The following is a 20,100-nucleotide window of genomic DNA, read 5'->3' on the forward strand; positions in this document are numbered from 1 at the left end:
AGGCTTAACATCGGGTGTAACTCACCCTAGAAAGATTGCCATGGTGGTTTTTGCGTTAGCAATCTCTTCTGTATTGTACATACTCCCAAGTTAGGTCAAGACAAAGTGAACGCTATTTTTGTGCCAAATTTTGGTAAAGATGACTATCAATGATTGACTGTAGGAGTACGTCACTACCATTCGGCTTAGGTTGAAGGAGTCCAGTTTGTCCAATCTTGAGGTTTGAGGAACGTTTCGTACAGTTCAGCCTCTGGTGTATTCGGTTCGGGTTGGTAGCCATATTCCCAACGAACTAAGGGAGGGAGAGACATGAGAATCGATTCGGTGCGTCCGTTCGTTTGCAAGCCAAAGATCGTTCCTCGGTCATACACGAGGTTAAACTCAACATACCGACCCCGACGATAAAGCTGGAAATTGCGTTCGCGATCGCCATAGTTCATATCCCGCCGCCGCTCGACAATTGGCACATAAGCTGGCAAAAATGAATGACCGCACTCCTGCACCCAGGCAAACAGTTGTTCCCAGGTTCGGGGTTTTACCGCCCCCAGTTCCTTACTGTAGATGGCTGCTGCTTTTTCTGGCTGGGGACCTTTATACAATTCCCCGGTTCCGTCTTGATAGTCAAAAAACAGTCCGCCAACGCCTCGTGTTTCTTGACGGTGTTTGAGATAGAAATATTCATCACACCAGCGCTTGAATACGGGATAGTACTCGGAGTGATGCTTGTCACAAGCGGCTTTTAGGGTTTTATGGAAATGAGCCGCATCTTCGGCAAAGGGGTAGTATGGCGTTAAATCGGCTCCTCCACCAAACCACCAAACGGGTCCTGCCTCAAAGTAACGATAATTTAAGTGAACCGTGGGAATATAAGGACTGCGCGGATGTAGCACCATAGATGTACCCGTGGCATAGAAGCCATGACCTGCGGCTTCTGGACGTTGGGTTAAAATCGAGGGCGGAAGTTGAGTCCCCCATACTTCAGAAAAATTAACACCCCCCTGTTCAAAGACAGCGCCATCCCGGATTACACGAGAACGACCCCCGCCTCCTTCTTCCCGCTGCCAAGAATCTTCCTGGAACTGACCCGCACCATCAAGCTGTGCCAAGGACTCACAAATAGTGTCTTGGATCTGTTGCATGAACTGCTTCACTCTATCCCTAGAGTCAGTGGCAGGTAAGGAACGATTAGGATTGGTGGTCGGTGTATGAGCTGCGGTCATAATTTCAATAGTAAATACAGTATTACCATTACCTGAAGGCTATGGTTAGGCATTTTAAGGGTTCCAGGCTCTATTTTAAAGGTTTATGGTGTCAACTATGCCAACTAATTGCTAAGTAGTCGGACAAAGCTCAGCTCCCTACCCCCACCGCCAAACTTATTCAGCAGACCCTACTTAATCGTTGGGTGCGATCGCCAATAGGGTCGATGGCGTAGCAATACCGTGTCTTGCCGAATTAAGGTGACATCCTCCCACACCAAATTGGAAATTATGGTGTGGGTTTCCCCAAATCACTTTGAGGATTTCCTGGTTACTCCCCTTCGACTACGCGGTAGCTGAGCCTGTCGAAGCTCAGGGGATTGCGCCACTTGGATGGTGTTGGTTTTCACCAACCCCCGGTAGATCGACTGCACAGGCAGTTTCCTTTTCCGCTAGCCCAGCGGTACCAATTAACTCTATTCCTCGGTTTCTGATTACCTGACCACTGGCAACATCCCTATCGGTTTTGTAACCGCAGTGAGGGCAATCATGTACCCGAACACTCAGGTCTTTTTTGACTTCACCTTTACATTCAGGACACTCCTGAGAAGTGCCTCTGGCATCAACAACACCAAAAAACTTTCCACGCTTCCAACACACATATTGGGTAATGGTACGGAATTGACCAAACCCCCCATCAAGCATCTGCTTACCTAACATCCCTTTGGCGCTAACTCTATAGTCTAAATCTTCCATGAAAACCATATCGCCAGCGTCGCAAAGGGCGTGAGCTTGCTTGAAGTGAAAGTCTTTCCTGATGTTGTCAATGTGGTGGTGAAGTCTGGCTACCTTGAGTCGTTGCTTCTCATGGTTTTTTGACCGCTTCTGTTTCCTAGACAGCCTGCGTTGCAGCAATCTCAGCTTGCTTTGCAGCTTCTTAAGAAATTTAGGCGGCTTGACAACAACTCCATCGCTGGTCGCCAAAAACTTCTCTAGCCCTATGTCTACCCCAATTGGGTGTCCATGAGGTTTTGGATCAGGGACACTGACATTACACTGGATGTTGATTGATGCATACCATTTATCAGCTTTGCGTATAATTCGCACCTGCTTAACCGTAAAGCCAGATGGAATAGGGCGGTGCAGGTTAATTGGGATCGTCCCCAATTTTGGCAGTTTGACATGGAGGTTCGTTACTGGATTCTCCTTGAACTGAGGGAATAGCAACGACTTAAACTGCCCAACCTTCTTAAACCTAGGAAAGCCAAACCCGCGAGATTTGAAGTAGTCCCAACCTTTATGCAGTTGCTTTATTGTCTGCTGAAGGACTTGAGAGGGAACTTCCTTTAACTTGGGGAATTCCTTCTTAGCTTTCGGCAAATTGTTAAGCTGCCTCACTTCACCGGGAAATGGGGTTTCTGCTGGGATGATGTACTCATGCACCCGGGAACATCTATCAATCAAACATTTGCGACTATTGCACCAATCCTTTATCTCCCCCAGTGCATAGTTGTAAGCACGGCGGCAAATTTCCATCCACTCAATCAATCGTTGTTCTTGAGCGGCATCTGGATAGATTCGGTAACGATAGTTAAATGTCAGCATACTCCTATTATAAAGCATTTACCAGTCAACTGTGTAGCTTTAAATGTCAATTTAGAGTAACATTGAGTCACCTAAATTGACCTTGGGGAGTCGTGTTCGAGAGCGCTGAATCTTATGTTACAGCGTGGGTCTTACGACTCCCCAAACCCCTGCTAAGATAAACAATGCTGAAGCGTCGCGATAGGAGGCGTGTTGTGATTCTAAATTTTTCCTTTAAGCTAATCGCAGGTCAAGAGGGGCTTTGGTGCAAATTTTCCCTCTTTCGGACTTATCGCGCCCTCAGTAATGCTCCGGTGGATGTTCTGTGGCAAAAATTAATCAATTTGGCAGATGTCTCTTGGAATCCTTTGCTCTGTAGTACAAATGCACCAAGAGGCTTAATCCCAAAACCGGGCTTGATTTACCAGGTGGTAACGCGCCTGATTCCGATTCCGGTGCGAGTGTTTGTCGAACGGGTATTGCCGGGTGAATTAATTAGCGTCCGGATGCTGGCAATTCCGGGGGTGGAAAATCGAGTGACATATCGGGTGGAGTCAGGCTTGTGCGGAACGTATGTGTCCTTTTCGGTGACAATGCGGGGATGGCTATCTCCCTTACTATGGTGGTTTATTCGCCCCTATGCTGCCCGTGTTGCGGCTGAATTAGCTCAAGCAGCAGAACAGGGTGTGGTTGTTTAGAGGAAGATGGGGGAGATGAGGGAGATGAGGGAGATGGGGGAGATGAGGGAGATGAGGACAGTCATGGTAGAAATGTACCATGGTGTATCTGTGTGTAGGGGCGGGTTTAGGGACTAATATTGATGGTTTTCCTTAGCTTGGCTGCAAAACCCGCCCTGACCAAATGACAAATGACGAATGACGAATGACGAATGACAAATGACAAATGAGCAATGCGCCGTAACCTATTAAGATTGATGAAGATATTTGTCCCGGCACATTGTCACCCTAGGAATTTGTCCTGATTATGGTTGATACCCATTCAGTTTTAGACGTACTACGCCCCGTGCAAGACCCTGAACTCCAAAAGAGTTTGGTGGAATTGAATATGATCCGCAACGTGAAAATCGACGGCGGGACGGTTAGCTTTACCCTCGTGTTAACCACACCAGCCTGTCCGTTGCGGGAGTTTATTGTGGAGGATTGCCAAAAGGCGGTGAAGCAGCTTCCGGATGTGGAAGAGGTTGTGGTGGATGTGACAGCAGAGACACCGCAGCAGCAATCGTTACCCGATCGCCAAGGGATTGATGGCGTGAAAAATCTAGTTGCTATTTCCAGTGGGAAGGGCGGTGTGGGCAAAAGTACCGTGGCGGTGAATGTGGCAGTTGCCCTCGCCCAGACGGGAGCCAAGGTGGGTTTGATTGATGCTGATATTTATGGACCCAATACCGCCGCGATGCTGGGATTAGCGGATGCCAAGGTGATGGTGCAACAAGGTCCTCAAGGAGAGGTACTCGAACCGGCCTTTAACCATGGCATTAAATTGGTGTCTATGGCATTTCTGATTGATCCCGATCAGCCGGTGATTTGGCGGGGACCGATGTTAAATGGTATTATTCGCCAGTTTCTCTACCAGGTGAATTGGGGGGAATTGGATTATCTGATTGTGGATATGCCACCGGGAACCGGAGATGCTCAGTTGACCTTAGCCCAAGCTGTACCTATGGCTGGGGCGATCATTGTGACAACACCACAAAATGTAGCTCTCTTGGACTCCCGGCGCGGTTTGAAGATGTTCCAGCAATTGGGGGTTCCGGTATTGGGTATTGTTGAAAACATGAGTTATTTTATTCCACCGGATCTGCCCGATCGCCAGTATGATCTGTTTGGTTCAGGAGGCGGTGAAAAAACCTCTCAGGAATTAGGGATACCCTTACTAGGATGTATTCCCCTAGAAATTACCCTGCGACAAGGAGGCGATCGCGGCTTACCCATTGTCGTGGCTGAACCGGAGTCGGCATCAGCTCAAGCGCTGATCGCGATCGCCAAGGCGATTGCGGCAAAAGTGTCTGTTGCTGCCCTCAGCTCTAATTGATACGGGGTTGAATTCTGGGTAAACACGTAGGAGAAGGAGGAAAATAACGAATTATAGGGTTAAAATATAATGCCTTCTTCCCTATTCGTCCCTATTTTCACCGAGCCGAGGATTGTATCAGGGATTGTCTAAAACTATTTTTGATAAATTCCTGAACAGGGCATCTAAAGATCGCTAATTGCTAGAAACGTCAATTGCATTCCCCAAGGATTTATGTTCCAAAAGTCATTAACCCGTACCCAAATGCGCTGGCTTATGTTCCTCAGCCAATGGCGGGAATTAGACTGGCAGCTATTATTTGTTACACTTGGTCTCACCCTTCTCGGTGGGGTAATGATTCGCAGTGCCGAAATGAATGAGGGGCTAACCGATTGGTGGTGGCACTGGATCATTGGCAGTATTGGTATAACTCTGTGTTTTCTGATCGCGCGATCGCGTTACGAAATCTTACTCCAATGGCATTGGATGGTTTATGCGGTGACGAATATCTCGTTGTTTGCGGTGATGATTATGGGAACGACGGCAAATGGCGCACAACGGTGGCTGAATATCCTAGGCTTTCACGTTCAACCGTCGGAATTTGCCAAAATTGGCTTGATTATCACCCTCGCCGCGATTATCCACTGGCAACCGGCTTCAACATTAAATGCGGTATTCCGCATCTTAGCCATTGCCGCTGTTCCCTGGCTATTTGTATTTTTAGAGCCAAACTTGGGAACCTCATTGGTGTTTGGTGCGATTACGATGGGAATGCTCTATTGGGGAAATGCTAATCCCGGATGGCTAATCCTTTTCGCCTCTCCCATCGTTTCCGCGATCATGTTCAATGTATTTTTGCCCGGATGGTTTGTCTGGGTAGGAGCGATGATGTTGATTGGTTGGCGGACTTTACCCTGGTCCCTTTTTGGTGGGATGGGAGCATTGGTTGCCAATGCGATTTCGGGGGGATTAGGAAACTTGTTGTGGGGATTGCTTCAAGATTATCAAAAAGACCGATTGATTCTTTTCTTAGATCCGGATAAAGATCCCTTAGGCGGAGGATATCACTTGATTCAGTCTCGAATTGCCATTGGCGCAGGTCAACTCACGGGAAGAGGACTGTATCAGGGGACGCAAACCCAACTCCACTTTATTCCGGAACAGCATACCGATTTTATCTTTTCTGCCATTGGTGAAGAACTCGGATTTATTGGTTGTTTGCTTGTCCTATTTACCTTTTGGCTGTTGTGTTTACGGTTAGTGATCATTGCTCAAAATGCTAAGGATAACTTTGGCTCACTCTTGGCAATTGGTGTACTATCGATGATTGTGTTTCAAACTGTAGTCAACATCGGTATGAATATTGGTTTAGCCCCGATTACTGGGATTCCACTACCGTTGTTAAGTTATGGGCGATCGGCATTACTGGCAAACTTTTTAGCGATTGGATTAGTGGAATCGGTTGCCAATCACCGACACCGATTGAAGTTTTAGTTATTCGTCATTGGTCATTTGTCCTTTGTAAGGGTAGGACTTAGGCAAATGTTCTATATGTAGGGTGTGTTAGCGTAGCGTAACGCACCTTGACCAATATCTAGAGTTTAGCTGCGTAAGGTTTGAGGACAAATTAGCTAAACTATCAGCTAGCACATTATAGTAAGCTGAAGAGATAGAGATTTAGGGGTAAAAAGCTATGATTCTTCCTGGCTCAATTGTGCGCGTTATCAACGGTGATGATATTTACTATAAATTTGAAGGGATAGTCCAGCGCATTGGTGATGGGAAAGCGGGTGTGCTGTTTGAAGGGGGTAACTGGGATAAAATTGTCACGTTCAATTTATCGGAACTTGAAGAGGTGACACCTAAAGGCAAAAAGTAAAAAGATGCTTGTTAAAAAAGGTGCGTTAGCGTAGCGTAACGCACCCTACATACATATAGAACCTTTGCGTAAATCCTACTTAATGTCAACAGCTACAAAATCGTATTAGTAATCAATAAAACACAACAAATGACAAATGACGAATGACAAAGGACTAAACTATGCGCCTTCCTTTACCCCAGTTTACGGCTGGAGAACGCCCTGATCCTCACATTGCAGAAGTCATTGAAACGGCAACTACAGAATTTCTGGCACAATGTTTAGAGCCAGAAGATTTGAGTTTTCCTGTCATGCCACCTTTTGGCAGTTGGGTCAAATCTGTTGATGAAGAATCGGGAAATCAGGTTATGGCAATTGTTTACCATGCCACAACTAGCCCGATTGATTCAGTTCACCGGGCTGTCGCGTTGGGATTGTCACTGGCAGAATTGCGAGAGCAACAACCGCAGATTTTTGCCATGCTGAAAACGGAGTTTCGGGCGGCGATTGTTGGATTTATACCGCCTGGGGAGGGACATAATGGTGACCAACCCCCTAGAGGACGAGCCTATCAATATTTGCCTCCTCGTCCGCCGCAAATTCATCAGGCTGTCTATCAATGTCAACCAGACGAGATTATTCACTTTAGTGAACAATTGGATTTTTTACGCACCCTTCTCTTAGTGACTGGAGCGCCAGTAGAAGCGTTAACGGCGGCAGCGATCCGAGAAGTCTATCAAATCCGTAAAGGCGATCGCGACTGGTTAGTTCAAGCAGGGCGAACCTTAAGTGTTTTACTCAAGGATGATTATGACCGTTTGCGGTATATTTTGAGTCAACTACATTGGTAACGGATTTAGTATCAATTCCCGTAAAACCCTCAGTTGAGCTTAGTTCTAGACGCTAGATTGAAACTGTCTTGACTTTTAACCGCTCCAGATGATTCCTCGCATTACATTTTCGTTGTTCAGTACAGTTCTTTTGTTGTCTTGCTCAACAATCCCGCAACCCGTTCCAACTCCTGCTAATAGTCCAGACAGGACAACAGTAGCAGAAACTCCTGATCAGCCATTGCCAGACACTATTAATAATCAAGTCAAAGTTGCCCTTGCCGATCGCCTTAATGTTACTGTTGATCAACTAGAAATTGGTCGCCATAGCCGCGAAACTTGGTCAGACGGCTGCTTAGGGCTAGGAGGTGCGGCTGAATCATGCCTAGCTGCGCTAACAGAAGGTTGGCAAATCGAGGTGATTGATACCCAAAGCGGCAAACGTTATTTTTACCGAACCGATTTGTCAGGCGATCAGATTCGCCTCAACGAAACCGCCAGTAGCCGTGGTGCTGTTCCCCAGTTTATGAACTATGACAGTTGCTGTAGAGATAGAGATTCGACGCTTCCCGAAATCCTGGACATTTCCGCAATTCTCAGACTGAGTGAAACATCAGAATTGCAGCCACACCCCAGTTTGAGAAACAATACAACTATCCCGTATACCAGTAGGAGTTATGTCTGAACAGTTTACCCAACAAGTGAGCGATCGCATCTGTAAGCACATGAATGAGGATCATGCTGACGCGATCGCGCTTTATGCCCGCACCTTCGGGAATTCTCCCGATACGGAGGCGGCTCAAATGCAATCCATTGATGCGACAGGGATGAATTTAATCGCCCAACGTCAGGGTGAGTCGGTTCCCTTACGCATTGAATTTGATCACACCCTCAAAGACTCCGAAGATGCCCACCACACCTTAATTGACATGGTGAAGCAAGCCAGAGGTGCGGCTAAATCAACCTAGCGACGTGATAAATTAACGGAGCGGCTACCAACGCGGGTAAAAAGGATGCAACACGGATGTGGGTCAACTGTAACAGGTTGATTCCCGTCCCCAAAATCATTAATCCCCCCACCCCTGTAATCAAAAGAATGCGGGGATCAGTGGCGGGATCGGGGATTGCTTGCGCCAATACTCCCGCCACCAGAGAAATTCCGCCCTGATAGACGAGAATCACAATAATCGAAAAACCCACACCAACTCCAAAACTACTCGAAAGTGCGATCGCGGCGATTCCATCCATCACGGCTTTGAGTGTCAGCAAGGTATCGTCACCCGTCAAGCCATTATTCAGACTCCCCAGCAACGTCATTGGACCCACACAAAACAATAAGCTAGCCGCCACAAATCCTTCTGTAAAAGTACCACTTCCGCGAAACCGAGTTTTCAGCCAATGTCCCACCGATTGCAGTCTAGCTTCAATTTGCCACCATTCTCCCAGTAATCCTCCCAAGACAATGCTAATCAGTGCCAACACCACACCATCAATACGCCCTGCTTGCACCTGAGTCATACTCGCCGCCATGGTGACACCCAGAAATAGGGTGAGAAGCCCTACCCCTTGGGTGATAATTTGTTGCATGGGTTTAGGTAAACGGTGCTTCAGTAACAACCCGACAGTTGTACCAATGGCTACCGTTATCACATTTATCCAAGTGCCGCTTGTCTTGGCAAAGAAATCAGTTAGCAAAATATTAACTGTCAACGTGAATACATTAACCTTACGCCCAAAAACCGTAGGGGCGCATAGACGTGCATTGGTGTCAACTTAAGGTGCAAACTAATACTGACAAGGTTTTAAGCTGTGTCTGTCTACTCCTCGACATTTCCCCCTCATCCCCTAACCCCTTCTCCCACCGTGGGGAGAAGGGGAACCCTCACCCCCATCCCCTCTCCCCGGCGTGGGAGAGGGGCTGGGGGAGAGGGGTTGAGCTTAAGTTGACACAGATGATAGACGTGCGCCCAATTCCACTGACGTGCTCCCAATTCCATTGACGTGCGCCCGATTCAATCTTAATCAATCTCAGGGCTAAGGTCCCTTACTACGAACCTAATCTAATATAGTATTTAATCCATCTTGGCTCAAGGAGTGTTCTATGGCTTCTCCCTTTCCCGGCATGAATCCTTATTTAGAAAATTCGGCATTTTGGTCAGAAGTACATAATCGCTTAATTGTAAACCTTGCTGACTTTTTAGCCCCGCAAATTCCGCCGCAATATCGGGTGGCAATTGAGCAGCGCACGTATTTAAGTGATGAGTCAGATTCGGTTTTGTTAGGAATTCCTGATGTCTCTGTATTTTCTCAACAGAAGAATACTAAACCAACGGCATCAACCGCCACCTATCCCGATACATCTGAAGCTGTAACCGTAACAATGCCTGTACCCGAACCTATCAAAGAGAGTTATTTAGAAATTAGAGAAGTCGCCACCAGTTATGTTGTTACAGTGATTGAAATTATATCGCCTAAAAATAAACGTGCAGGTGAAGGGAGAAAAGCTTACGAACGGAAGCGCAAAAAAGTATTAACGACGACTGCTCATCTCGTCGAAATTGATTTACTTCGAGGGGGAAAGCCGATGGTATTTTTAGGCGAAGTCCCTCTTTCAGATTATCGAATTGTGGTGAGTCGAGGCGATTGCCGTCCTCTAGCCCAATTGTATGGGTTTAGCGTGCGAGATGTGATTCCCTCGTTTGGATTACCGTTACAGTCAGAGGATCTAGAACCTCTGGTCGATTTACAAACGTTGTTGAATGGTGTATATGAACGTGCCAGATACAATTTAGCGATTGATTATAATCAAGAACCCGTTCCACCGTTGTCGGAAAAAGATGCGGTTTGGGCAGATAGACTCTTGCGAGAAACAGGGCATCGAAATAATTAAGAATAGGACTTAAACTTGCTTTTACATTGAATCGCAATTTGTAGAAAACTCTTCATTAGCATCCATGTCTATTTAAGTTACAGCCCTCACCCCCAGCCCCTCTCCCAAGTGTGGGAGAGGGGAGCAAGAAAAGACTTCATTATGATTATTTCCCCTTCTCCCTGGATGGGAGAAGGGGTTAGGGGATGAGGGTGAAATTTTGAGTTTCACGGCATATAATTTTGACCTAACGCGCTGAAGAGTCTGGTATGGCACATAAATGTGTAGGGGCGGGTTTTACTACTATCTTTTCGGTTGCACCCAGATGTGAATAAACTCGCCCCGATTCGTCGGTTTCGTGAGTGTATTTGACAAGTCAGATTACCGTGAGGGTACACAACCAAAAAGGTTACCAATGTTGGTTTTCACCTTAAGTGAAACCAAAGCTTCATGGATTTCCCCTACCCTCGCTTATAACCATAGTACCAACGACTCGTCCTATCCCCCACATTTTTAACCGTATGAGGTTCTTTTGCTGGAATCAGCACTTCCTCTCCGACTTGGGGACGAAATGTTTTCCCTTGAAACGATAACTCAATGTCTTCTTCCAAAAGGATTATCAGTTCATCCGTATCGTGGACATAATCTGCCCACACCTGTCCCGGCGAATCCGTCCAAATTCCACAACTAAAGCCTCGGTTTTGCCAGTCACTTTTAACAGTAGAATAGTCCATGGTGAACTGAAACAGCTAAAATTGTCGAATAGATTGAGTTCGTAGTGAGGGCTTTAGCCCTCTCAAGCTAGGCGTTAAAGCACTAAAGTGCTTACTACAAACAAAGCCCTATTTTAGTTGTGCCAAGCCAGTAGGTTGGGTTGACGCCAGGAAACCCAACAAAAGATAGAGACTAAGGTTCCCTACTACAAGCCTGACAGGATGGGCTATTCGACAGAAACGGATTTCACATCTACCGTAGCTTCCGGTGTCGTACTGGTTTCTTCCGTGACGATTCCCGCTTGGCGAGATTTAACCAAATCAATCAACCACTGCGACATCTCAGACACCAGCAGCGTCAGCACGACGACATCATCAATTTGCCCGACAATTGGAATAAAGTCTGGGGCGATATCAATGGGACTAAACACGTAAAGGAGAGTCCCTAAGACTATCCACCAACGGTATTTAGGATTGCGAACCGCGTTACGATACCAGTTATAAATGGATTGGATTGAAAAATTATTCATCAGTTTTTCCCGACAGCTACCTTTCATCTTGCCAAATTCATCCCGGAATCTCTATAGGGATAACCCACCTGTTCAGGTGCAGAACTTACACCTACTGACGTGAGGGGGAGAGTTTGATGGGATGGGGATTTGGCGGGGATGATGGGAATCGCGTTTGTTACTGTTTTACATCATCACACAGAAACTTATCGCTATCTGGGGCGTTGTGCTTCAAATAATCCCCAACCCAATCACAGGCTCTATGCATGAGTACATCTAGCGTTAAATCGTCTAAATTCCACAACCTGACTGTTTTATCATAACTAGCAGAAGCAATCGTGTTTCCATCTGGGCTGAACACTACGCTAATGACTGATGCTTCATGACCAGTTAGTCGATTCCGCTCTCTAAATTTGCTTTCATAAATTACCGTCTGCAAACTATTGAAAATTCGCTTCTCACTCTCCAAGTTGTCTGGATTCGATTTTTTGAGTAGCTCTCCTGCCCGAATCCCTTCAATCAGAGCATCGAATTTCAGATTTGATTTAACCAGTATCTGGGAAAATCGGCTTAACGCATCAATTTGACCTGCCATCCTTTTTTCTGATTCCCGCCACTGGAATACAGCCAAGCTAGTTAAACCCATCAACCCAATCAAAGCAGTAACCGATACAACGATAATGCGGCGAGCTTGTTTAAGTTCTCGTTGACGGCGACTTTCTTCTTGATGCAAATGAGCCTCTTTTGCCGCTAGACTTGCCTGAATAAATGCGTTTTGAAAGTCGGTGGCTGAAGGCTTTTTCCGGCTTTGATTCGTTTCCTGTAACCAGTCTTGTGCAATGGCTAATTCATTTCCCTGCAACAACAAATCATCACTTTGATCATGCTGCTGCCACTCCAGCGCCCGCTGTGACCATTTGCTATGCAGGTGAACGTGTTCTCTATCCGTATCTAAAGCCCTGACCAATTGATTGAAATTGGCATTAAACTCCCGTTGATTCTGATTGAAGTCAATCCACTGAATCTTAGCTAATTCTGGATGCAAATCTGCCGAGTCTACTGGCTGATGTAATACGGTGATAAACCGCTTATTTAAACTGGCTGCATAGTCTACCTCATCAGCACAGTACGGTGAATTAACCGAACGGGGTGAAAGAATAAACAAAAAGTTATCACAGGCTTTAATCCCTGCCTGAATCTCATGATGAAAGTCACTCCCCGACGCAATACTTTCCTGGTCAAACCACGTCGTTTTCCCCTGCATTTGTAATGCCTCATTTAGCTTTCTCGCTAAATCTGAGTCCGCACGAGAATAAGAGATAAATACATCCAATGATTCTAATGGCGGTTGTCGTAGGCTTTCAGCAATATATTCTTCCTGTAAGGCGGTGGGTGGATGTTGTGTCCGTTTTTGTGCCACCTTTAACCACGCCTCAGCACTGCGTAAGTTATAGCCTCGTAGCAGAATACTGGGATTGGAGTATTGCTCTTTCCACTTGAGCGCTTTAGTCAGTAAAATCTTATGTTCTCGATAATAAGCCTCATCCTGATGCAGAATCCGTAATAACTGACTTTCATCAAGGTGATAATCCTCTTCCTTTACATTATCGGTGAGGTCAATATATTGTAATCCCTGTAGCACGGGTGGGATTTGTTCCACGGGTGTTTCCCGTACCAATACCGGAATAATTCGCTTGTGTAGTGATACCGCCAAGTCTAATTCTTGTTGGCAGTATTTCGAGCCTATGGAATCCGGTGAAATCATATACACCAAATTATCCGCCTGTTCAATCCCCCGTTTAATCGCCTCCTCAAAGGATTCTCCGGTTTTGATATCGGTGGTATTTGTCCACACGGTAATACTTTCTCGCCTTAAACTGCGACGAATCTTTTCCATCGTCGCCTTATCCTCGTCGCTATAGGCAATAATCACCTGAGTCATCAAGTTATTGGCATTCTTGATACTTTCGGTGATGTATTCGCAATGTAAGTCAGTGGGAAGACAAGGCGGTTGTTCATCTTTAAACCGTATCTTTAACCAAGCTTCTGCCTGTTGTCTCTCTTCGCCAACTAATAACCAACTATGTTGCTTTTGATTTCTCTCCCACTCCAAGGCTTTAACTAACAAGTCAGTGTGCTGTTGTACATAGTCTGTATGAGAACGAAGTAGCTTAACCAAGTCAGTTAAGGAGGCGTCAAAATCGTTTATCCCCTCCTGAAAATACACCCAGTTGAGTTTACGGATTGTTGGGTGCATATTCTGGTAGCTTTCGTGCAATCCCTTTTCTTTATAGGCTTGCCACTCTGACTCTGTACTATTAGGATTACGCTGCTGCCAGGTTTCCTGGCTAATGTCCATAACGTGTAATATAGGAATAATCCGTTTATTCAGCTTAATCGCCAGTTCAATTTCTTTTAGGCAATAGGGAGAGTTGACGGAATGAGGCGCAATGATAAATAGAAAATAACTGGCTTTTTCGATACCATCATCAATTTGATTCTGGAAGTCTACAGCTAGGGGAATATCATTGAAGTCAAACCAGACGTTAAACCCTTGTTGAGTGAGACGCGCTTGCAGGTTTTGAGCGAAAGCTTTACTATCGGCTCGTCCGTAAGAGATAAAGGCATCAAATAATGTTGTCATTTCCTGGTATTTGTCCCTAGTTAAATGTCACCCTTGTCGTAGCGTGACACACCTAATGGGGTGGATGACGATTGTAGGGGCGCACCGACGTGCGCCCAATTTAATCGTAAAATCTATGCCACCATTTTAGCTGTGTCAGTCCAGTAGGTTGGGTTGGCGCATGTTACTAGGGCGGAATCTAGGCTAAAGAACTTTAGGGCTAAGGTTCCCTACTACAAGCCGGAGCGATCGCACATGCCCAACCGATAAGAACATTTTGTGCAAAAATTTAGGTTGAATGGTACTGAAATTTTTGCTGGTGGGCATTGCCCACCCTACGGTATATCAAGTGTTGCGGCGATCCAAAAATATAAATTTTCAGTGCCATTTAATTTAAGTTGGGGATGAGTAGCGAGCAAGATGCAAAGCCTGCGGCATGGCTTCGCTTAACGCACTACGAGAATTTTGCCATTATTGACAATAACAATTGATTGTTTTCTTCCCCAGCTTCCAGACGCGCCATGGCGCGTCTCTACCGAACCGTATTGAGACAGTTGCCAAATCGCCACCCGCCTCTCCCGAATCCCGCGCTCTAGCCGCGAAAATTAATCAACCTCTTTGCAAGCGGCGAGAAATCCCTAGAATTGGAGTGGCTTGCATTTTAACAAAGGCAATTAGACTTAGCAATCAAGGGAGGTTAACAACTGATATGGATATTGTTGCGGTTATTGAAAAGGGCGGAATCGCCATGTGGCCCCTGTTAGGGCTTTCGATCCTGGCAGTTGGTACAATTTTTGAACGCCTCTGGTTTTGGGCGGGAATCCTATTGAAACAACAGGAAATTGTCAATCGGGTGCTGGATGCAGCCGCTCAAAATTGGCAGGTGGCTAGAGAAATCGCGCTTAAATCACGGCGACAACCTGTGGGACGATATTTATATGCTCCCCTACGCCTGATCAGCCCCGAACCGGAATTGTTCCGCTTGGCTTTAGAGGGGGCGGCTGATGACGAGTTAGCGGCGATGCGACGCGGCGATAAGCTATTAGAAGCGGTGATTGCCCTGTCTCCGCTGTTGGGGTTACTGGGAACGGTACTGGGTTTAATCAACTCCTTAGGCTCAATTACTATTGATCAACTGGGTACAGCCTCCACCGCTGGGGTAACGTTGGGGATCGGTGAAGCGCTGATTAGTACAGCGACAGGACTAATTATTGCGATTACCAGTTTGGCATTTTATCGACTCTTTCAAGGCTTTTGGTTTAACCAAGTCAAAATATTCCGTAAAGCGGGGACAGAGTTGGAATTACTGTATCGCCAAGATTGGTTACAAGCCGAGGATAGTGATCAAATGATGAATGATCACCTCCAAGACAATACGGTTAACGTTTACCAAGAGAGTTTTGAGGTTCCCAAACGCGATCGCACTCCACCCCCAAAACCTCAATCCCAGCAGAAGCCGGACGATCGCACTCCTGTCGCCAATGCTAAAACTACCCCAGACAATAACCTTGCTTCAGACAATTCTCAAGTCCCAGAAACCGATCGCACTCCTGTCCCCAATGCTAAAAAAAACCAAGATGATAAAGTTTCCCCAGACAATTCTCAAGTCCCCCAAACCGATCGCACTCCTGTCCCCAACCCTCAAGGAAAGCCGGAAAATTAGACATCGTTTGTTTAATTTTACAGATATTATTCGTGCAGCTTGGCTGCAAATTACCACCTGTTAATAATAGGCGAAAAAGCAGACACCATAAACAAGTTCAGCCCTCTGCCCTCTTTTGACCTTTTGCAACTCAAAACGATGACAACACTACGCCAGCCATCCCAGCCGCGAACCCCAAAAAAACGTGCCGCTTTTGTCCCCCCATTGCCCCGCCGTTTAAACTTGCGGATGGATTCCTCAACCGAAGAAGTTCGGATTGAAATCGTACCGCTAATTGATGTTATTTTCTGTATCCTGACCTTCTTTATCCTGGCAGCCGTAGGTCTATCTCGCCAACAAGCCATTAATGTGGATTTACCCAAAGCCAGTACCGGAACCGCCCAGGGACGACAAATTCTGATGATCAGTCTGGATGAATTGGGGCAAGTGTATGTAGAGAAAAATCCGGTAATTAGCCAGGAACAGTTTATTCAACAACTCCAAGCTTACAAACAACAAAACCCCAGTGGCGTGTTTGTCCTCTACGCTTCCCCCAATGCCATGTATAACGAAGTCGTGCAAGTTTTGGACTTGCTGCGAGAAGTCGGGGGCGATCGCGTAGCGCTAGCCAATTCACCCGGACAATCGCCGCAAATTCCGGGAACGAATCCCCTGTCTCCGCCAACTGGAGTCCCCGAATTTAACCCCAATCCCGGACAAATGCCAATGAATCAGGATGGCACATTTAATCCCAATTTGCCGCCTCAATTTCCAGGGATTCCGGGTCAACCTCAATTTGGAACACCCCAACCCAATCCAGGTAGTTTATCACCTGCTCCTGGACAATTGCCCATCAACCCCGGTGGTTCTGTTCCACCCAATTCTGGCACGCCGACGTCACCGCAGCCGCAAGGGGAATAATTTTTTAAGTAGGTAGGGACAATAAAAGTTAACGGCTGAGATTGTCATTCGTCCTTCGTCATTTGTCCTTAGTCTTATGTAAGGGTTTGAGGGTTATGTACAGAATTTACATTATGTTGATATCGCTCAAATTAAATTAGCGGCATTATCGTGAGGTACACAGACAGATCCCCGACAACATCTTGCGCTGTATCTATCTTAGTCTCTCATTGGGAGTTGTATTTTTATAGTGAATGAGGATTTTGGCGGCGTGATTCTGGGCGTATGCAATCATGGGTGTCAACTTAAGGTGAAATCTTTGCCCCACCTGGAATTAGAAGATACTGTGGGCGAATCACCTCAAAGAAGCGTAAAATCGTAGGGAGATAGGGAGATGGGGAAATAGGGGAAACGCTTGCTAGCCAAGTATTTTATTGGGTTGAGGGGTTTGACCACCCAGTTAACTGACCCACAGTATCTTAGAATGAGAGGCTCTTGACTTCCACGAATTTTGGGTGCTATAATCATTAAATCTAAAATCAGAAGCAGTAAAGTATTGCAATAGCTGTCTCATACCATTTATCTTTAATCTTGCAACTAATATGTTTTCTGTGGAGACAATTGTCTGAGATTTTCATTAGGCGCAGTATCATGGAGAAATCGTATCAGTAGTAGCGCAACTGTTATCAGACAGGAATTAATACAGGAGCTCATCATGCTTAAAGACTTCAAAAAAATAGGTTATTGTTTTTTAACAACAACATTATTGATACTCGGTATTAGTTCAAAAACAAATAGTCAAAATACTACTCCCGGTTTGTGTCTAAGACATACAAGAATAAGTGGTTCATCTGGAAATGTGATAGATACTAATTGGGTATGTTCAAGAGCAGGTGATTTTAGTAAATGGATTGGACTAGGAGATGATACAGGTTGGAAGGATCAAGAATTAGCTTTTAAAGTGATTGGTGACGCTAAAATTTGTTTTGAGCATACTAGAGTTAGCCCTGCTAGTGGATTACTTAGAAATAGTAAATGTAGCCGATCTTATAATGACATTCAGTCAGTAAGTTTAGGAGACGACACTGGTTGGAAGGAGCAAAAGTTGAGTTTTACTATCTATACTCCTAGAGAGAATTACGAAATATGTTTACAGCATAGAAGAAGAAGTGGTAGTACAGGAGAGGTAATTAATACTGGTTGGAAATGTGCCTCTGAGTGGGATAGGGAAACCATCTATTTAGGTGATGATACAGGTTGGAGAGACCAAAACTTAAGATTTACAATAAGAAATAGATAATGAATTTAGAAAAGAAAGGATAACCGTTTCTTGGAATTTTAATTATTTGACAATAATTAAATCTATTGGTGCTAGATAAAAGCCTTGATAGACAAGAGGTTCAGGTATTATTGTCACCCCGTCAGCATCCAAATGCTTCACCCTATTCACCCTATAAGCAATATCACTTGAACAAGGTTTCGACATTTGGCATTGTCCTAATCGCCCTGGTGGCTGCTATACTTTAAAAACAAGAAGAATTAGACACTTATTTTGAGCAATTTACTCAACTCTGGGTCCAAAAAGAAGAATGGGCTATTTTGTCATAGTCTAAACTCCAGTTAGAATAACCAACGCACTTGTTTAGCCGAAAATACTTGAAACCCTTGTCTGGTATAGCTTCTAAATTCATTCAGTCCGCCCTAAGTAGAGGCAGGAATAGGAAATTAGTGATAAAGTTTTCTCAAAACCCAACCCGCCTAAGTGAGAGAGTGTTCAGTTTTGAGTGACTATGACTGATAAATCCGGTACAGGATATCGAATCGAACAAGATTCTATGGGGGAACGCGAAATCCCCAACCATGCCTACTACGGGATTCAAACCCTAAGGGCAATTGAAAACTTTCCCATCAGCGGGATTAAACCCTTACCTACCTATATAGACGCCTGTGTACTGATAAAAAAAGCCACCGCGATCGCGAATGGTAATCTAGGCTGTATTCCCCAAGATATTAGCCAAGGGATTATCCAAGCGGCTGATGAAGTTCTCAAAGGACAATGGCGGGATCAATTTGTCGTCGATATTTACCAAGCGGGCGCTGGCACATCCCACCACATGAATATTAATGAGGTGTTGGCAAATCGGGCATTGGAAATCCTGGGCGATGAGAAGGGGAACTATAAACGGGTTAGCCCCAATGATCACGTCAATTATGGACAATCCACGAATGATGTCATCCCCACAGCGATTAGAATCGGGGCGCTGTTGGCTTTAGAACATACTTTGTATCCAGCCCTATCTGATGCGATTACCGCCCTGGATAACAAAGGGGATGAATTCCAAGATGTAGTTAAATCCGGCAGAACCCATCTCCAAGACGCCGTACCGGTGCGCCTAGGGGAAGACTTTCGGGCGTGGGCGCAAATTATCACGGATCATACCACTCGGATTGAACGAGCCTCAGAAGATTTAATGGTACTGGGATTAGGGGGAAGTGCGGCGGGAACGGGATTAAACACCCATCCCGACTATCGCCATCAGGTTGCCCAAATTCTTGCCCAACTGGTGGATCAACCCCTCAAATCTGCCCCCCATCTCATGGCGGCGATGCAGAGTATGGCACCATTTGTTAATGTATCGGGTAGTTTACGGAATTTAGCACAGGATTTGGTGAAAATTTCCCATGATTTGCGGCTCATGGATTCGGGACCCAAAACCGGATTCAAGGAAATTCAGCTTCCCCCCGTGCAACCGGGATCATCGATTATGCCGGGAAAATATAACCCGGTGATGGCGGAAATGACCTCTATGGTATGCTTTCAGGTGATGGGGTATGACAGCGCGATCGCCTTGGCGGCTCAAGCGGGTCAATTGGAGTTGAATGTGATGATGCCGTTGATTGCCTATAATCTGATTCACAGTATTGAAATTCTCGGCAATACCCTATCTGCCCTAACCCAAAAATGTCTAGCCGGAATCACAGCCCGACGCGATCGCTGTTTGGACTATGCCGAAGGGAGTCTAGCATTAGTCACCGCCCTGAATCCCCACATCGGTTATCTCAACGCGGCGGCTGTCGCCAAGGAATCCCTAGAAACAGGCAAATCTCTACGACAAATCGTACTCGACAAAGGATTGATGAGTGCTGAAGACTTAGCTAAGGTACTCGATCTTGATAAAATGAGTGCCTTGTCGTCTAACCATTCAACAACCCTAACCTAGCTATCGCTTCTCTGTTAGGGATTGTTAGAGACAAATCTAGCAACGCAAGAGTTGAATATCCGCACTGAGTCTAAACTTGGTACAGACTTCCGAATACTTCCCTAGTTCGGATTATCTCTAA

General features: G+C 45.7%; 18 protein-coding genes and 1 pseudogene. 12 read left to right on the top strand and 7 right to left on the bottom strand.

Features of this window, described 5'->3' with window-relative positions; genetic code table 11:
• Positions 1-185: 185 nt before the first annotated feature.
• Together hemF and RIG27_RS24690 are read right to left on the bottom strand one after the other, a co-directional pair.
• A complete protein-coding gene (gene hemF, locus RIG27_RS24685) occupies positions 186-1,220 on the bottom strand; it encodes an oxygen-dependent coproporphyrinogen oxidase (protein WP_446349597.1) in 1,035 nt (344 codons plus the stop codon).
• A gap of 351 nt (positions 1,221-1,571) precedes the next feature.
• Entirely contained in the window at positions 1,572-2,804 is a 1,233-nt protein-coding gene (locus tag RIG27_RS24690) for an RNA-guided endonuclease InsQ/TnpB family protein (RefSeq protein ID WP_446349599.1), read from the bottom strand.
• Between the two features lie 194 nt (positions 2,805-2,998).
• Here RIG27_RS24690 and RIG27_RS24695 point away from each other — a divergent pair, with 194 nt between their 5' ends.
• Complete coding sequence (locus RIG27_RS24695) at positions 2,999-3,481, top strand: SRPBCC family protein (RefSeq protein WP_446349601.1); 483 nt, start codon at positions 2,999-3,001, stop codon at positions 3,479-3,481.
• Positions 3,482-3,613: 132 nt separating this feature from the next.
• Here the strand turns inward: RIG27_RS24695 and RIG27_RS24700 are convergent, their stop codons facing one another.
• The gene (locus RIG27_RS24700) at positions 3,614-3,739 is read right to left on the bottom strand and encodes a hypothetical protein (protein WP_446349603.1); all 126 of its coding nucleotides are present in this window, start codon (positions 3,737-3,739) and stop codon (positions 3,614-3,616) included.
• Positions 3,740-3,767: 28 nt separating this feature from the next.
• On the opposite strand from RIG27_RS24700, the gene RIG27_RS24705 reads away from it, so the two are divergent.
• The 6 genes from RIG27_RS24705 to RIG27_RS24730 all read left to right on the top strand — a co-directional run bounded on the left by RIG27_RS24705 (position 3,768) and on the right by RIG27_RS24730 (position 8,470).
• Entirely contained in the window at positions 3,768-4,835 is a 1,068-nt protein-coding gene (locus RIG27_RS24705; RefSeq protein ID WP_446349605.1) for an Mrp/NBP35 family ATP-binding protein, read from the top strand.
• 213 nt (positions 4,836-5,048) lie between these two features.
• The gene (rodA, locus tag RIG27_RS24710; RefSeq protein ID WP_446349607.1) at positions 5,049-6,308 is read left to right on the top strand and encodes a rod shape-determining protein RodA; all 1,260 of its coding nucleotides are present in this window, start codon (positions 5,049-5,051) and stop codon (positions 6,306-6,308) included.
• A 199-nt stretch (positions 6,309-6,507) separates the two neighbouring features.
• On the top strand, positions 6,508-6,693 hold the full coding sequence (locus tag RIG27_RS24715) for an NAD(P)H dehydrogenase subunit NdhS (RefSeq protein ID WP_446349609.1): 186 nt from the start codon (positions 6,508-6,510) through the stop codon (positions 6,691-6,693).
• A 161-nt stretch (positions 6,694-6,854) separates the two neighbouring features.
• Positions 6,855-7,523 carry an HAS-barrel domain-containing protein gene (locus RIG27_RS24720; protein WP_446349611.1) on the top strand — a complete coding sequence of 223 codons (669 nt, stop codon included), beginning with the start codon at positions 6,855-6,857 and terminating at the stop codon, positions 7,521-7,523.
• A 133-nt stretch (positions 7,524-7,656) separates the two neighbouring features.
• A complete protein-coding gene (locus RIG27_RS24725; protein WP_446349613.1) occupies positions 7,657-8,187 on the top strand; it encodes a hypothetical protein in 531 nt (176 codons plus the stop codon).
• Positions 8,180-8,470, top strand: a complete 291-nt coding sequence (locus tag RIG27_RS24730) for a DUF2470 domain-containing protein (protein WP_446349615.1) — start codon at positions 8,180-8,182, stop codon at positions 8,468-8,470. The genes RIG27_RS24725 and RIG27_RS24730 overlap by 8 nt, the downstream gene beginning before the upstream one ends.
• On the opposite strand, the gene RIG27_RS24735 is transcribed toward RIG27_RS24730, so the two are convergent.
• A complete protein-coding gene (locus tag RIG27_RS24735) occupies positions 8,457-9,197 on the bottom strand; it encodes a DUF554 domain-containing protein (protein ID WP_446349632.1) in 741 nt (246 codons plus the stop codon). The two genes, RIG27_RS24730 and RIG27_RS24735, sit on opposite strands and share 14 nt — an antisense overlap.
• A gap of 406 nt (positions 9,198-9,603) precedes the next feature.
• Between RIG27_RS24735 and RIG27_RS24740 the strand changes: the two genes are divergently transcribed.
• Positions 9,604-10,392 (top strand): DUF4058 family protein, encoded by a 789-nt coding sequence (locus RIG27_RS24740; protein WP_006101411.1) that lies wholly within the window; start codon positions 9,604-9,606, stop codon positions 10,390-10,392.
• Between the two features lie 440 nt (positions 10,393-10,832).
• Here the strand turns inward: RIG27_RS24740 and RIG27_RS24745 are convergent, their stop codons facing one another.
• The 3 genes from RIG27_RS24745 to RIG27_RS24755 all read right to left on the bottom strand — a co-directional run bounded on the left by RIG27_RS24745 (position 10,833) and on the right by RIG27_RS24755 (position 14,237).
• Positions 10,833-11,105: a cupin domain-containing protein gene (locus tag RIG27_RS24745; protein WP_446349617.1), complete on the bottom strand. Its 273-nt coding sequence runs from the start codon at positions 11,103-11,105 to the stop codon at positions 10,833-10,835.
• A gap of 206 nt (positions 11,106-11,311) precedes the next feature.
• Positions 11,312-11,614: a YkvA family protein gene (locus RIG27_RS24750; RefSeq protein ID WP_446349619.1), complete on the bottom strand. Its 303-nt coding sequence runs from the start codon at positions 11,612-11,614 to the stop codon at positions 11,312-11,314.
• A gap of 157 nt (positions 11,615-11,771) precedes the next feature.
• Positions 11,772-14,237 carry a toll/interleukin-1 receptor domain-containing protein gene (locus RIG27_RS24755; protein ID WP_446349621.1) on the bottom strand — a complete coding sequence of 822 codons (2,466 nt, stop codon included), beginning with the start codon at positions 14,235-14,237 and terminating at the stop codon, positions 11,772-11,774.
• A 688-nt stretch (positions 14,238-14,925) separates the two neighbouring features.
• On the opposite strand from RIG27_RS24755, the pseudogene RIG27_RS24760 reads away from it, so the two are divergent.
• From RIG27_RS24760 to RIG27_RS24775, 4 genes and pseudogenes are all read left to right on the top strand, one after another.
• Positions 14,926-15,585, top strand: a pseudogene (locus tag RIG27_RS24760) (MotA/TolQ/ExbB proton channel family protein); the annotation flags it as partial.
• 432 nt (positions 15,586-16,017) lie between these two features.
• A complete protein-coding gene (locus RIG27_RS24765) occupies positions 16,018-16,779 on the top strand; it encodes a biopolymer transporter ExbD (RefSeq protein ID WP_446349623.1) in 762 nt (253 codons plus the stop codon).
• A gap of 694 nt (positions 16,780-17,473) precedes the next feature.
• Complete coding sequence (locus tag RIG27_RS24770) at positions 17,474-18,058, top strand: hypothetical protein (protein WP_446349625.1); 585 nt, start codon at positions 17,474-17,476, stop codon at positions 18,056-18,058.
• 490 nt (positions 18,059-18,548) lie between these two features.
• Entirely contained in the window at positions 18,549-19,979 is a 1,431-nt protein-coding gene (locus tag RIG27_RS24775) for an aspartate ammonia-lyase (RefSeq protein WP_446349626.1), read from the top strand.
• The last annotated feature ends 121 nt before the right edge of the window (positions 19,980-20,100 follow it).

It is taken from the genome of Coleofasciculus sp. F4-SAH-05, from assembly GCF_040222985.1.
Taxonomy (GTDB): Bacteria; Cyanobacteriota; Cyanobacteriia; order Cyanobacteriales; family Coleofasciculaceae; genus Coleofasciculus; species Coleofasciculus chthonoplastes.